Source organism: Xanthomonas sp. NCPPB 2922 (assembly GCF_041520885.1).
Classification (GTDB): domain Bacteria; phylum Pseudomonadota; class Gammaproteobacteria; order Xanthomonadales; family Xanthomonadaceae; genus Xanthomonas; species Xanthomonas campestris.
Window position 1 is genome coordinate 13,668 of record NZ_JBGOFY010000020.1, and the last position, 14,195, is coordinate 27,862.

Here is a 14,195-nt window from a genome sequence, read left to right on the forward strand (position 1 = left end):
ACCACATCCGACATCACGGGCAGCCAGGCGCGGCACCGCAACAATCTGCACCACTCAAAACCGCACCGAAGCAATTAATGGCAGCAACCACAAATCCCGAGTAGCGAATCACCCATCCCGGCTATCAAAGCACCCCACGCTTCATCTGATCGCGCTCGATGCTTTCGAACAAGGCCTGGAAGTTGCCTTCGCCGAAGCCTTCATTGCCCTTGCGCTGGATGATCTCGAAGAAGATCGGGCCGATGCAGTTGGTGGTGAAGATCTGCAGCAACTTGCGCTGCTTGGTGTCCACGTCGGCGTCGATCAGGATCTTGTTGCGGCGCAGGCGCTCGACGTCTTCACCATGATCGGGAATGCGCAGGTCAACCACATCGAAATAGGTGTCCGGCGTGTCCAGGAATGTGACGCCGGCAGCGCGCATCCGTTCCACCGAGGTGTAGATGTCGTCGGTGAAGCAGGCGATGTGCTGGATGCCTTCGCCCTGATAAGCGTCCAGGTATTCGTTGATCTGGCTCTTCGGGTCGGAGGACTCATTGAGCGGAATGCGCACGATGCCGTCCGGGGCGGTCATCGCCTTGGACACCAGGCCGGTCTTGGCGCCCTTGATGTCGAAGTAGCGGATCTCGCGGAAGTTGAACAGCCGCTCGTAGTAATCCGACCACTGCTGCATGTTGCCGAAGTACAGGTTGTGGGTCAGGTGGTCGATGAAGGTGAGCCCGAAGCCGGCCGGATGCTGGTCGGCGCCTTCGATTGCCTCGTAGTCGGCGTCGTAGATGCTCCCCGCCTCGCCGTAGCGGTCCACCAGGTACAGCATGCAATCGCCAATGCCCTTGACCACCGGCGCCGGCACCGCGCGCGTGTCGGGCTTGTTCTGCACGGCTTCGCCGCCGTTGCCGAGCACGGTCTGCAGCACGGTGTCGGCCGGGGTGCGGAAGCGGATCGCAAAACCGCAGGCACACGGGCCGTGCGCGGCGGCGAAATCGGCCGCGAACGAATCCGGGTCTTCGTTGAGCAGGAAGTTCACCCCGCCCTGGCGATACACCGTGATCGGGCGGCTGCGGTGGCGCAACACCGCGGTGAAGCCCATCTTGCGGAAGTAGTCGTGCAACTGCACGGCCTGGCCGGCGGGGGCGGCGAATTCGACGAATTCGAACCCGTCGATGCCCATCGGATTTTCGAAGGTGGTGACCTGCATGCCCGGGTCCGGGCGCGTTGCAGTGGTGTTCGGTTGTGCGCTCATCGTCGTTTCTCCACGCTAGGGCGCCCGCGGGGCTATGCGGGGTGGCAGAAGACCCGCGAGAATGCGCAGGCCACCCTCCGTTTGTAGTTGCAAATGAAACCAAAATCAAGACACAGTGCAACATGAGCGATCTCGACACCCCCACACCATCGCCGCATCCCGTCCTGCTCAATCTCGAGCAGTTCCTGCCCTATCGCCTCAGCGTGCTGTCCAACCGCATCAGCGGCAACATCGCCAAGGTCTACGGCGACCGCTATGGCATGGCCATTCCCGAGTGGCGGGTGATCACCATCCTGGCACTGTATCCGGGCTCCTCGGCCAGTGAAGTGTCAGACCGCACGGCGATGGACAAAGTTGCCGTCAGCCGCGCGGTGGCGCGCCTGCTGGAACGGGGCTTCATCCGCCGCGAAACGCACGGCGACGACCGCCGCCGCTCGATGCTGGCGCTGTCGCCGGCCGGGCGCCAGGTGTACGAAACCGTGGCACCGCTGGTCAACGAGATGGAGCAGCGGCTGATGTCGGTGTTCAGCGCCGAAGAACAGCAGACGCTGGAACGGCTGATCGACCGCCTGGCCAAGGACGGGTTGCCGCGGATGGCCAGCAAGGACTGAGTGCGGGTCTGCGGTGCAGCTTCGGGGAGAAGCGCTGGTTCGGTCGTGCGCTGTGCGCCATCCGCGTTCTGGAAGAGAACGCCTGCGGTCTGTTTGATGCGCCGCATGGCGATGGCATGAGATTGTCGCGGCCAGCATTGCATGTGCTGTGGCGTTGGCCTGCGACGTGTGCCGCGACCCGCGGCTACGCGAGCAGAGCCGCGCGGTCTTGCGCAGTCACAGGTTCGCCGCCCACTGCGCCGCTTCCCGTGCGCGCATTCGCAGCCGGCGTCATCGCGCCATTCCCGGCAGAGCGCGGTGCGTTGCGTTGCGTTGCGCTAGACAGCACGTCCCTGCACCACCGCATCGGGTATCTACGCTGCTGGGCGTCCACTGCCACGCACCTGCACGCCCGGATCGGCTTGGGCACATGCGGCACGCAGCGTCCCAGCAAGCCACCCTCAACAAAAACCCCCGCACTGGCGGGGGTTTTGTTTTAACTCCAGCAGGAACCGTGCTCAGGCGTCCGGCGGTGCCCACTGCTTGAGAAAGTCGAACAGCTTCTTGCGGTCGTAGCCATCGCCCTTGCGCAGTTCCGGGCCGGCCTGCAGCGTCAGCGGCTTGCCGTTGTTGTCCAGCACCAGCAGCGAGGGGAAGTCGTTGAGCTGGGCGAACTGCGACAGGAACGCGGCATTCTCGTTGGACGCATCGCGGTTGACCTTGACCACCACGAAATGCGCGTCGCGGAAGCTGCGCAGCTCCGCATCGCCGCCCATCACCTCGTCCAGTGCCTGGCACGGCGCGCACGCGGCATTGCCGACATTGAGCACGATGCGCTTGCCACCGCGCTTGGCTTCGACCTTGGCCGTTTCCAGATCCGCTGCCGGATCGCGCGAGGGGTCGTACTGCGCATTGAGCGCAGCGGCCGCAGCGATATCCGCCGCGGTGGGCGTGTTGCCCGAGGACACCGGCTGGCTGGGATCGGCGCTGGGCGGTTTCTGCATGGAGGTGTCCAGCGGCCGTGGCGCCTGTTGCTGGTCGGTGGGCTGCCCGCAGGCGCTCAACAGACCTGCCATCAGCAGGCCACAGACAGTCACTTTGATCGGCATTGCGGTTCTCCTCACTTCACACCATGCATCAGTTTGTTGATCAACGGCGCGATCAGGAACAGCAACGCGCCAGCGCCCAGCAGGGCCCAGAACCCGAAGGTATACCCGCCCAGGGCCGAGGACACGCTCATGCCTTCGCTACCGCTGACATGACCGGCAAAAATGCCCGACAGGTTGTTGCCGATGCCGGTAGACAAAAACCAGCCGCCCATCCCGAAACCGACCAGGCGTACCGGGGCCAGCTTGGTCACCATCGACAGGCCGATCGGCGACAGGCACAGCTCACCCACCGACTGAATCACGTAGACCATGAACAAGGTCCAGAACGGGATCTTGCCGGCGTCGCTCACCAGGCTGGAAAGCGCAAACATCAGCAGCAGGAACGCCAGGCCGTTGAAGATCAGGCCCAGGCCGAACTTGCGCGGAATGGACGGATTGAAGCGGCCGGACTTGACCCAGATCCAGGCGATCACCGGCGCCAGGGCGATGATGGCGATGGAGTTCACCGACTGGAACCAGGCGGTGGGGAAGGTCCAATCGCCGAAGGTGCGGTTGACGATGTTGTCGGCCAGGAAGGTGAACGAGCTGCCGGCCTGTTCGAAGAACATCCAGAACAGCACGTTGAAGGCGAAGATGATCAGCATCGCGATGACCTTGTCGCGCTGCACCTTGCCCTCGCGGATGCCTTCGATCAACAGCAGCACCGACAGGCCGATGAACAGCACCGTGAGCACCGCCTGCAGCACATCCGCGCCGACTGCCAGCAGGAAATACACCACCGGGATCGACACCAGGCAGCCGCCCAGCACCATCAGCACACGGCCCATGCCCTGCGCGTTGGGCGCCGGTGCGCCGATGCCGGCCAGCTGACGGCGGCCGATCCAGAACCAGACCAGGCTGATCAGCATGCCCACGCCCGAGGCCATGAACACCATCTTGTAGGACGGCATGGCTTCGGTGCCGAAGACCTTTTCGGCCAGCAGCTGGGTCAGCACCGGCGAGATCATCGCGCCGAGGTTGATGCCCATGTAGAAGATGGTGAACCCGCTGTCGCGGCGCGGGTCGGCCACCGAATACAGCTTGCCGACCATGGTGGAGATGTTGGGTTTGAACAGCCCGTTGCCCACCACGACCGTGGCCAGGCCGATCTCGAACACCACATGGTTGGGCACCGCGATCAGGAACAGGCCCGTGGCCATCACCGCCGCGCCCACCAGGATGGAGCGCTGGTAGCCGAGCACGCGGTCGGCCACGTAGCCGCCGAAGATCGCCGCCGCGTACACCAGCGCCAGATAGGCGCCGTAGGTGCGCCCGGCCGGGGCCTGGCCGCTGGCTTCGCCGCCGAAGAACTGCGCCACGATGTACAGCACCAGCGCCCAACGAATGCCGTAGAACGCAAAACGTTCCCAGAATTCGGTCATGAACAGCATCCACAGCGGCCGGGGGTGGCCGAGCAAGGTGGGGAACTGGGGAGGCGCAGGCGGTTGCGGCGGAGTGGAGGCGGAAGTCGGCGCGGCAGCGTCAACGCTCATGAAGTGTCCCTTGCGTATTCAGTAATGGCTGGGTGCCTGGGACGAACCCGGGGCGACGCGCGAGGATCACTTAGACGTCATGTACGCGTCAAATTCGCCGGACTCGGCGACCGGATGGGGATGGGTGGAAACGCCCGCATCTCCCACCGCCGCATGCCCGCTTCCCCTTCTCCCGCTGGGAGAAGGTGCCCGCAGGGCGGATGAGGGTGCGATGTCGCTGGGTGGTGCCGATCGCCGAAGTACGAGCATCAGCAAGTAGCTGATCCCGGGGATGAGGCCCGTACCCTCACCCCAACCCCTCTCCCGCCGGGAGAGGGGCTTCGAGCGACTTCTCCACTAAGTACTTTCCCGGGTAAGTGCTCTCCCGAGCTTCAGCGCCCCCCCTGCGTTGCCAAGCTTTTGCCTCGCTCAGCGCTTCCCAGCGTCCGCACTCCCCTGCGGCGGTCGGTTGTCCACGCCTACGGACGTACGCACGTCGAACAGCTCCGGGAAAAAGGTCAGTGCCAGGGCCTGCTGCAGGAACCCCACGCCACTGGAGCCGCCGGTGCCGCGTTTGAAGCCGATCACCCGCATCACCGTGCGCATGTGCCGGAAGCGCCACAGCTGGAATTGGGTTTCCACATCCACCAGGTCTTCGCACAGCGAATATTCGCGCCAGTAGCGGTCGGTATTTTCGTAGATGCGCTCGAACACCGGCCGCAGCGTGTCGTCGGCCACGTGCGCAGCGGTCCAGTCGCGGGCCTGGTATTGCTGCGGAATCGCATGCCCGAAGCGCGCCAGGTAACGCAGGAATTCTTCGTACAGGCTCGGGGCTTCCAGTACTTCGCGCAGCCGTGCCTGGCCGGCAGGGTCATAGGCGAACACCTGCAGCATCTGCGGATTCTTGTTGCCCAGCAGGAACTCGATGTAGCGGTATTGCAGCGACTGGAAGCCCGATGAGGGGCCGAGCACATCGCGAAAGCCCATGTACTCGCTGGGGGTCAGCGTTTCCAGCACCGACCATTGCTCGGTCAGCTGGCGCAGCACCTGCTTGCTGCGCGCCAGCACCTTGCGGCATTGCCAGACCTCGTCGCGCTGCAGGTGCACGATGGCCGCGCGCAGCTCGTGGGCCAGCAGTTTCAGCCACAGCTCGGAGGTCTGATGCTGGATGATGAACAGCATTTCGTCGTGGTGCGCCGGCTCGGACAAGGGCTGCTGCGCACTCAGCAACTGGTCCAGGCGCAGGTAGCCGCCGTAGGTCAGCCGCCCTTCCAGATCGGTGTGGATGCCGGGTTCCAGGTCACGCAGGTTCTTGTCGACGGGCATGGCGATGCAAATGGATCGGGCCGGTCAGGGTAGCTCAGCGGCGGGGATTGGGGATTGGGGATTGGGGATTGGGGATTGGGGATTGGGGATTGGGGATTGGGGATTGGCGGTTGGCGGTTGGCGGTTGGCGGTTGAGAGTGGATGGGCGTCGCCGCCGGGATGGAACCGAACTGCGCCGGTGCCGTCCAGGTCGGTAACCATTCGAGGCGTGGCCCCAGTGAATGCGCATCCCGGGTGGCCGGGATGGATGAACCAGGCGTCCGTTGCTCGTCCGCACCCGGTGCGAGGGCGTGGATGCCTGCGGCGTCTGGTTGGCGCCCGTTCCGGGGCCGGGCGAGCACAGCCCGCATTGCCTGGCTACCTGGCTGCTTTCAGCGCTGGGCCGCCGTGCTCGGGCGCAAGCTGGCTGCCCGCACAGCGTGCCGCGCGAGACACGGCCACTCATCGGACGCCGCACGTCCGGGCGTGGCAGACGGGGAGGTGTTTCGCTTCTGAACCACCCGGCCAGCCGCCAGCGCAGTCGCAGCCACTGCGCCGGTGTCACCGTATCGTCAACCTAGGTCTGCAAATTCATGCAGAATCGAACAGCGCTGCCGGCCAGGGACGTGGCCGGACCAGGGGAGCGCTCCACGTCTCAAGGATCAGGGGACTCTCATCTCATGCAAGTGTTGCAGCGTCGTGCAGCCTTATTCGTCTGTGCGCTGGCGTTTGCCGGCCACGCCAGCGCCGAAGTCGTCATCAGCCAGGTCTACGGCGGTGGCGGCAACAGTGGCGCCACCCTCCGCAGCGATTTCATCGAGCTGCACAACACCGGCACCACCACGGTCAGCCTGGACGGCTGGTCGGTGCAATACGCCTCGGCCGCCGGCAGCAGCTGGCAGACCACACCACTGGCGGGCGCAGTGCCGGCCGGTGGCTATTACCTGATCAAACAGGCCGATGGCAGCGGCGGCAGCGTTGCGCTGCCCACGCCCGATGCCACCGGCACGCTGGCCATGAGCGGCACTGCCGGCAAGGTGGCGTTGCGCAACAGCACCGCCGCGCTGAGCGGCACCTGCCCCACCGAATACGCTGATCTGGTCGGCTACGGCAGCAATGCCAGCTGCGCCGAAGGCAACGCGCCCGCCCCGGCGCCCAGCAACACGCTGGCGGTGCTGCGCGGCGGCGAAGGCTGCAGCGACACCAACAACAACGCCGCCGATTTCGCCGCTGGCGCCCCGGCCCCGCGCAATGCCGCCAGCGGCGCACGGCTGTGCAGCGGTGGCGGCCAGCCGATCGCCACGCTGGCCGATGTCAGCCAGGCCGAAGGCAACGCCGGCAGCCGCAGCGTCGTGTTCACGCTGAGCCTGAGCCAGCCGGCCGGTGCCGGTGGCGTGCGCTTCACCGCCGCTACCGCCAATGGCACCGCCGTGGCCGGCAGCGACTACGTCGCCCTGCCCGCCACCAGCGTGCAGATCGCCGCAGGCGAGCGCGCTGCCACCGTCGCGGTAGAGGTGCTGGGTGACATCACGCCCGAACCCGATGAAACCTTCACCCTGCAGATCAGCGGCCTCACCGGCGCGCTGCCGGCTACGCTGAGCGCCACCGGCACCATCGTCAACGACGATTTCCAGCTGCTGCCGATCCATGCCATCCAGGGCAAGGGCGCACGCTCGCCGCTGGAAGGCCAGGTGGCGGCGACCTCCGGGATCGTCACTGCGCGCCGCAGCGCCGGTTTCTTCCTGCAGGCGCCCACGGCCGAAGCCGATGCCGACCAGGCCACCTCCGAAGGCGTCTACGTCTATACCGGCAGCGCCCCGCCGGACACCGCCGCCATCGGCAACCGGGTGCGCGTGCAGGGCACGGTGATCGAATACGTGCCCACCGCCGACCCGACCCAGCCGCCGCTGACCGAAATTGGCGGCACCCTGACCGTGCTGCTGGATTCCACCGGCAACGCGCTGCCTGAGCCCGTGCTGCTGAGCCCGGCCCTGCCCAACCCGAATGGCGCCTTTGATCAGCTCGAAGCGCTGGAAGGCATGCGCGTGGCGGCGCCCAGCCTCACCGTCAATGCGCCCACCGGCGGCAACGTCAACGAGACCACCGCCACCGCCACCAGCAACGGCGTGTTCCATGCGGTGGTCACCGGCTTGCCGCGTGCCTTCCGCGAGCCCGGCGTGCAGTTGCCCGACCCGCTGCCGGCCGGCTCGCCCGCTGGGGTGCCGCGCTGGAATACCAATCCGGAAGTGATCGCCGTCGGCAGTGCCGGCGTGGGCGCCGAGCGGCTGGATCTGGCATCGGGCTGTGTGGTGATCGGTGCCACCGGCCCGCTGGATTACAGCTTCCGCCGCTACACGCTGTATCCGGAACGCACCCCGCAAGTGAACTGCAACGGTGCCGACCAGCCGCGCCCGGCACCGATGCCGCAGGCCGACGACGTGGCCGTGGCCACCTACAACATGGAGCGCTTCTTCGACGACCAGAACGACCCGGCGATCGGTGAACCGGTGCTCACCCCGGCTGCATTCCAGGCCCGCCTCAACAAGGCCTCGCTGGCGATCCGCAACTACCTGCACACGCCCGACATCCTGGGCACGGTGGAAGTGGAAAACATCAGCGTGCTGCAGACCCTGGCTGCCCGCATCAACGCCGACGCCGTGGCCGCCGGCCAGCAGGATCCCAAGTACGTGGCGTATCTGCAGGAAGGCAATGACGTTGGCGGCATCGACGTCGGCTTCCTGGTCAAGACCGCCGACGTCAGCGGCGGTGTACCGCGCGTCGAAGTGGTTTCGGTGGCGCAGGAAGGCAAGGCCACCACCTGGACCGAACCGGGCGGCGCGGTGAGCCTGCTCAACGACCGCCCGCCGCTGGTGCTCAGCACCCGCGTGCATCAGGCCGACGGCCGCGTGCTGCCGCTGACCACCATCGTGGTGCATCAGCGTTCGCTCAACGGCGCCGAAACCGATGACGCCGCCGGCACCCGCATCCGTGCCAAGCGCCAGGCGCAGGCCAGCTACCTGGCGCGTTTGCTGCAGGCGCGCCAGCAGCAGGATCCGGCCGAACGCGTGCTGGTGATGGGCGACTTCAACGCGTTCGAGTTCAACGATGGCTATGTGGACGCAATGGGCACGGTCACCGGCAAGCCGGCAGCGGATGCGCAGACGGTGGTCAGCGGTGATGGCATCGATCTGGTCGACCCGGACTACACCGACCTGACCTGGTTCAACACACCGGACCAGAGTTACTCCTACGCGTTCGATGGCAACGTGCAGTCGCTGGACCACATCCTGGCCAACGACGCCTTGATGCGCGCATCCAACATCGCCTCGTTGTCGGTGGGCCATGCACGCATCAATGCCGACTTCCCCGGCACCGCGCGCAACGATGCCAATACGCCCACCCGCCTGTCCGATCACGACCCCACCGTGGTGCTGTTGCGCATGACGCCGCAGGTGAATGCAGACATGCGCGTGGCGGTCACTGCAGCACGTGATCAGGTGCTCGAAGGCGAGCGCATCGACTACACCGTGGATGTGGAAAACGGCGGTCCGAACAGCGCGGCATTCCCCGCTGTGGCATTGGCGTTTGATGCAGCTGTGAGTCCGCGTGTAACCGCGGCGCCGGGCTGGACTTGCAACCCGCCTGAAACCGGTGGCCAGACCGTGGTCACCTGCACCGCGCCGCTCCTGGCCGCCGGCAACGCGCAGAGCTTCACCGTGCAGCTGGATGCCGGTGCGGACCTGGCGGGTCGCACCCTTACCCTGGCCGCCTCGGTCGCCTCGCAATCGCCCGACCCGCAGCCGGACAACAACACCGACACCGCCAAGGTGGCCGTGCAGGCCCGGTTGCGCAGCGATCTGGCGGTGCGTCTGGAAGGCCCCGCCAGCCTGCCGACCACCGCCTTCAACGCGAGCTATCGCGTGCTGGTGGACAACCGCGGCAACGCACCGGCAACCGGCGTCAGCGTGCGCGTGGAGGGCAACACGCTGTCTGCGCTGTCGCTGCTGGTGCCCCCACGCGGCTGGCGCTGCGACAAGCAGCTGCAGTCGCTGCGCAGTGCGGTGTTCGTCTGCACCACTGCGGCTGCGCTGCAGCCCGGTGCGCAGACCGCCTTCCAGCTGACCGTGGCGACCAAGCCGATCCCGGCCGAACGCGCGGTGCAGGTGCAGGCCACGGCCAGCTCCAGTTCACCGGATACGAACCCGGCCGACAACGCTGCGCGGATCAGCACTCCGATTGGAGGCGGCGCCGGGCGGCGTTGATCGCACTGCAACACGTCGCAGTTTTCAACTGTGGCAAAGGGCGCGGCCTGGTCCGCGCCCTTTTTTTTGTGCAACCCAGCATCATTGTGTGCTGCGGTGCAGGACAGCTTTTTGCTTCGCCGTCCTTAACATCGCAACTCATATCATTTGAAACTTCTTGATGAAGGTGTCGCCGCAATGAGCGTAGCCGCGCAGTTCGAAATCGAATATCTGCAATACATGGACGCGGACGGCCAACTGGTCCGCGACGATCTGCCGGCCGACGCCGCCAACCCGCAACAGTTGCTCGCCCTGTTCAAGCGCATGCTGTTCGTGCGCACCTTCGACAGCAAGTCGATCGCGCTGCAGCGCACCGGCAAGCTCGGCACCTACGCCGCCAGCCTGGGCCACGAGGCCACCCATGTGGGCATCGGTGCCTCGATGCGCAGCGGCGATGTGTTCGCGCCCAGCTACCGTGAGTACGGCACCATGTTCGAACGCGGCGTGCGTCCACGCGATGTGCTGCTGTACTGGGGCGGCGACGAGCGCGGCAGCGACTACCCGCGCGACGCCGATGCGGCGATCGACTTCCCGATCTGCGTGCCGATTTCCACCCAATGCCTGCACGCGGCCGGCGCGGCGCTGTCGTTCAAGCTGCAGGGCAAGGCGCAGGTGGCAGTGGCGTGCTGCGGCGATGGCGGCAGCTCCAAGACCGACTTCTACGCCGCGCTCAACTCGGCCGGCGCCTACACGCTGCCGCTGATCCTGTGCGTGATCAACAACGGCTGGGCGATCTCGGTGCCGCGCTCGGCGCAGACCGGTGCGCAGACGCTGGCACAGAAGGGCCTGGCCGGCGGCCTGCATTGCCTGCAGGTGGACGGTAACGACCTCATCGCCGTGCTCGAAGCCATGCGCCAGGCACGTGCGCGCGCCCTGGCCGGCGATGGCGGCACCGTGATCGAATTCCTCACCTATCGCCTCACCGACCACACCACCGCCGACGACGCCCGCCGCTACCGTGGCGAGGAAGAAGTGAAGCAGGCCTGGGCACGCGAACCGATGCTGCGCCTGCGCCGCTACCTCACCGCGCAAGGTCTGTGGGACGAGGCGCAGGAAGACGCCTGGAAGGCCGAGTGCGGCGCGCGCATCGACGAAGAGGTCAATGCGTATCTCAATACCCCGGTGCAGCCGGTGGAAGCGATGTTCGATTATCTGTACGGCGACCCGCCGGCCGAACTGCTGGCCCAGCGCGCCGAGGTCATCGCCCTGGAGGCCCGTCATGGATGAGCTCAACCACGCACAGCTCGCCGGCTCACAGCAGGCCAGTGCCCCTTACAACGCCGCTGCCACGCGCGGAGAGATCGCCATGAGTTCGCCCATCACCCTGATCGAAGCCATCACCCAGGCGCTGGCCTGGGAGCTGGAACACGACCCCGCGGTGCTGGTGCTGGGCGAGGACGTGGGCGTCAACGGCGGCGTGTTCCGCGCCACCGCCGGCCTGCAGCAGCGCTTCGGCAGCGCGCGCGTGCTCGACACGCCGCTGGATGAAACCACCATCGCCGGGCTGAGCGTCGGCCTGGCCGCGCAAGGCATGAAGCCGGTGGCCGAAGCGCAGTTCGACGGCTTCGTGTATCCCATGGTCGATCACCTGATCTGCCACGCCGCACGCCTGCGCAACCGCACCCGTGGCCGCCTGCATTGCCCGATGGTGCTGCGCGTGCCGTGGGGCGGCGGCATCCGCGCACCGGAACACCACAGCGAAGCCAACGAAGCCATCTTCACCAACGTGCCCGGTTTGCGCGTGGTGTTGCCGTCTTCGCCGCAACGCGCGTATAGCCTGTTGCTGGCTGCGATCCGCGACCCGGATCCGGTGATCTACATGGAGCCCAAGCGCATCTACCGCCAGTACAAGGAAGTGGTGGCCAATGATGGCGAAGCGCTGCCGCTGGATGTCTGCTTCGTGCTGCGCGACGGCACCGACGTCACCCTGGTGACCTGGGGCGCGCAGGTGAAGGAAGCACTGGAAGCAGCCGACAAACTGGCCGGCGAAGGCATCAGCGCCGAAGTCATCGACGTGGCCACGCTGCGCCCGCTGGATTTCGACACCATTGCTGAATCGGTGGCCAAGACGGGCCGCTGCGTGATCGTGCAGGAAGCCCCGCGCACCGCCGGTTTCGGTGCGGAGATCGCTGCGCAGCTTGCCGAAAAGTCGATGTATGACCTGCTCGCCCCGGTGGAACGGGTGACCGGCTATGACACGCATATCCCGCTGTTCCGGCTGGAGATGAAGTTCCTGCCCAGCGTGGAGCGCATCGTCACCGCCGCCCGCCGCGCGGCGGCTGCAGGCTGACATGCGCGCCCGCCTGCTTTGCGACTACCGCGCCGCTTACGCCAACCCGATCCGCTTCCATGCCGGCCAGCAGGTCGCCATTGGGGTGCGCGATGAAGAATGGCCGGCGTTTGCCTGGGTGAACACCGGCGAAGGCCATGCCGGCTGGGCGCCGGTGGCCTGGCTGCGCCCGCTGGGCGACGGCCTGGCTGAAGCGCTGCGTGATTACGATGCACGCGAGCTCGATGCCCACCAGGGCGAGCACGTGCTGCTGCATTACGAACACGGGGGGTGGTGGTGGTCCGAGCGTGCCGATGGCACGCAGGGCTGGCTGCCGGCCGCCGACCTCGAACTCCTCGACGACACCACGCCGCAGTTGCAGACGGCGCAAGAGAACCTGCCATGAGCGAAGCCAAGAATTTCCACCTGCCCGACCTGGGCGAAGGCCTGCCCGACGCCACCATCGTCGAATGGTTCGTCAAGGAGGGCGACCCCGTGCGCCTGGACGACCCGCTGGTGTCGATGGAGACCGCCAAGGCGGTGGTCGAAGTGCCCTCGCCGTTCTCCGGCACCGTGGTCAAGCTGGCCGGCGCGGCCGGCGATGTGATCACCACCGGCGCGGTGCTGGCGCAGTTCGCGCTGGATGCCTCGCAGCCGCAGCGTGCCGACGGCCAGGACACCGGCCACGGGCATGGCCATGGCGCGCCTGCCGCAGCGCCGCCCCCGAGCACTGGCGAAAGCGCGGCCGGCCCCACCACCCGCGTGGTGGCCTCCGATGAGGGCGGCGAGATTGCCGATGCCGACAGCGACGGTGGCCGCGACGATGCGGGCACCGTGGTCGGCGCGATGCAGAGCTCCAACGCCGTGCAGAGCGAGCAGGCCATCGCCGTGGGTGGAGTGCGCGCCATGCCGGTGGTGCGCGCGCTCGCACGCAAGTTGCGCGTGGACCTGACCCAGGTGCGCGCCACCGGCCCCGATGGCACGGTGACGCTGGCAGACGTGAAGCAGGCGGCTGCGGCAGGCACGGCGCAGGCCGTGCGCGGCGCAGTGATCGCACCAATCGGCGGCGCAGCGGCGGCAAGCCTTGGCGGTGATCATGGGCAGCGCCCGGCCGCAGCCGGCACGACGTTGCCGCAGGCCAGCAACATCACGCGCACCGCCGACCAGGCGCGCTCCACGCTATCGGCCAGCGGCAAGCCGATGCGCACGCAATCGCCGGGCACCCTGGTCAAGGGCCAACCCGAGCAACTCAAGGGCGTGCGCCGCAACATGGCACGCGTGATGGCCGATGCGCACAGCAAGGTGGTGCCCACCACGCTCAACGACGACGCCGACCTGCACGCCTGGCAACCCGGCAACGACGTCACAGTGCGCCTGGTGCGCGGCATCGTGCGCGCCTGCCAGGCCGTGCCCGCGCTCAACGCCTGGTTCGACGGCGAGGCGCTGAGCCGCACGCTGCACCCGCAGGTGGACATCGGCATTGCGGTAGACACCGAAGAAGGCCTGTTGGTGCCGGCACTGCGCAACGCCGACATGCTGGATGCGCATGGCATTCGCGAAGGCGTCAACCGGCTGCGCCAGCAGGTGGAAAGCCGCAGCATCGCCGCGTCCGAACTGAGCGGCTACACCATCTCGCTGTCCAACTTCGGCATGTTTGCCGGCCGCTACGCCACGCCGGTGGTGGTGCCGCCCTGCGTGGCGATCGTGGCCGCCGGCCGCGCGCGCTACCAGCTCACCCCGGTGATGGGCGGAGTGGAAACCCACAAGGTGATGCCGCTGTCGCTGACCTTCGATCACCGCGCCGCCACCGGCGGTGAAGCGGCGCGCTTCCTGCGCGCCTTGCTGGACGATCTGGCGTTGGCCAACTGAG

At 66.9% G+C, this 14,195-nt stretch carries 10 protein-coding genes; 6 read left to right on the forward strand and 4 right to left on the reverse strand.

Annotated features, from left to right (window positions below; all coding sequences use genetic code 11):
* Positions 1-124: 124 nt before the first annotated feature.
* Positions 125-1,240 carry a 4-hydroxyphenylpyruvate dioxygenase gene (gene hppD, locus ACD584_RS17945; protein ID WP_070689502.1) on the reverse strand — a complete coding sequence of 372 codons (1,116 nt, stop codon included), beginning with the start codon at positions 1,238-1,240 and terminating at the stop codon, positions 125-127.
* Positions 1,241-1,362: 122 nt separating this feature from the next.
* On the opposite strand from hppD, the gene ACD584_RS17950 reads away from it, so the two are divergent.
* Complete coding sequence (locus tag ACD584_RS17950; RefSeq protein ID WP_011035688.1) at positions 1,363-1,851, forward strand: MarR family winged helix-turn-helix transcriptional regulator; 489 nt, start codon at positions 1,363-1,365, stop codon at positions 1,849-1,851.
* A 497-nt stretch (positions 1,852-2,348) separates the two neighbouring features.
* On the opposite strand, the gene ACD584_RS17955 is transcribed toward ACD584_RS17950, so the two are convergent.
* The 3 genes from ACD584_RS17955 to ACD584_RS17965 all read right to left on the reverse strand — a co-directional run bounded on the left by ACD584_RS17955 (position 2,349) and on the right by ACD584_RS17965 (position 5,776).
* Entirely contained in the window at positions 2,349-2,939 is a 591-nt protein-coding gene (locus tag ACD584_RS17955; protein WP_076037353.1) for a thioredoxin family protein, read from the reverse strand.
* A gap of 11 nt (positions 2,940-2,950) precedes the next feature.
* Positions 2,951-4,471, reverse strand: coding sequence for a peptide MFS transporter (locus ACD584_RS17960; RefSeq protein ID WP_040940481.1), 1,521 nt, complete (start codon positions 4,469-4,471; stop codon positions 2,951-2,953).
* A gap of 408 nt (positions 4,472-4,879) precedes the next feature.
* On the reverse strand, positions 4,880-5,776 hold the full coding sequence (locus ACD584_RS17965; RefSeq protein WP_011035685.1) for a tryptophan 2,3-dioxygenase: 897 nt from the start codon (positions 5,774-5,776) through the stop codon (positions 4,880-4,882).
* Positions 5,777-6,435: 659 nt separating this feature from the next.
* Here ACD584_RS17965 and ACD584_RS17970 point away from each other — a divergent pair.
* From ACD584_RS17970 to ACD584_RS17990, 5 genes are all read left to right on the forward strand, one after another.
* Positions 6,436-10,017, forward strand: a complete 3,582-nt coding sequence (locus ACD584_RS17970; RefSeq protein WP_076037354.1) for a lamin tail domain-containing protein — start codon at positions 6,436-6,438, stop codon at positions 10,015-10,017.
* 177 nt (positions 10,018-10,194) lie between these two features.
* Positions 10,195-11,283 (forward strand): pyruvate dehydrogenase (acetyl-transferring) E1 component subunit alpha, encoded by a 1,089-nt coding sequence (pdhA, locus tag ACD584_RS17975; protein WP_076037355.1) that lies wholly within the window; start codon positions 10,195-10,197, stop codon positions 11,281-11,283.
* A complete protein-coding gene (locus ACD584_RS17980; RefSeq protein ID WP_175611716.1) occupies positions 11,276-12,346 on the forward strand; it encodes an alpha-ketoacid dehydrogenase subunit beta in 1,071 nt (356 codons plus the stop codon). Before pdhA ends, ACD584_RS17980 begins: the two co-directional genes overlap by 8 nt.
* Position 12,347: 1 nt before the next feature.
* Positions 12,348-12,731: an SH3 domain-containing protein gene (locus ACD584_RS17985; protein WP_040940478.1), complete on the forward strand. Its 384-nt coding sequence runs from the start codon at positions 12,348-12,350 to the stop codon at positions 12,729-12,731.
* Positions 12,728-14,194: a dihydrolipoamide acetyltransferase family protein gene (locus ACD584_RS17990; protein WP_076037356.1), complete on the forward strand. Its 1,467-nt coding sequence runs from the start codon at positions 12,728-12,730 to the stop codon at positions 14,192-14,194. The genes ACD584_RS17985 and ACD584_RS17990 overlap by 4 nt, the downstream gene beginning before the upstream one ends.
* Position 14,195 lies beyond the last annotated feature (1 nt).

Coding starts and splice junctions, on each gene's coding strand:
- ACD584_RS17950 (WP_011035688.1), top strand. CDS start 1,363: ATGAGCGATCTCGACACCCCCACACCATCGCCGCATCCCGTCCTGCTC.
- ACD584_RS17980 (WP_175611716.1), top strand. CDS start 11,276: ATGGATGAGCTCAACCACGCACAGCTCGCCGGCTCACAGCAGGCCAGT.
- ACD584_RS17955 (WP_076037353.1), bottom strand. CDS start 2,939: ATGCCGATCAAAGTGACTGTCTGTGGCCTGCTGATGGCAGGTCTGTTG.
- ACD584_RS17965 (WP_011035685.1), bottom strand. CDS start 5,776: ATGCCCGTCGACAAGAACCTGCGTGACCTGGAACCCGGCATCCACACC.
- hppD (WP_070689502.1), bottom strand. CDS start 1,240: ATGAGCGCACAACCGAACACCACTGCAACGCGCCCGGACCCGGGCATG.
- ACD584_RS17990 (WP_076037356.1), top strand. CDS start 12,728: ATGAGCGAAGCCAAGAATTTCCACCTGCCCGACCTGGGCGAAGGCCTG.
- pdhA (WP_076037355.1), top strand. CDS start 10,195: ATGAGCGTAGCCGCGCAGTTCGAAATCGAATATCTGCAATACATGGAC.
- ACD584_RS17970 (WP_076037354.1), top strand. CDS start 6,436: ATGCAAGTGTTGCAGCGTCGTGCAGCCTTATTCGTCTGTGCGCTGGCG.
- ACD584_RS17985 (WP_040940478.1), top strand. CDS start 12,348: ATGCGCGCCCGCCTGCTTTGCGACTACCGCGCCGCTTACGCCAACCCG.
- ACD584_RS17960 (WP_040940481.1), bottom strand. CDS start 4,471: ATGAGCGTTGACGCTGCCGCGCCGACTTCCGCCTCCACTCCGCCGCAA.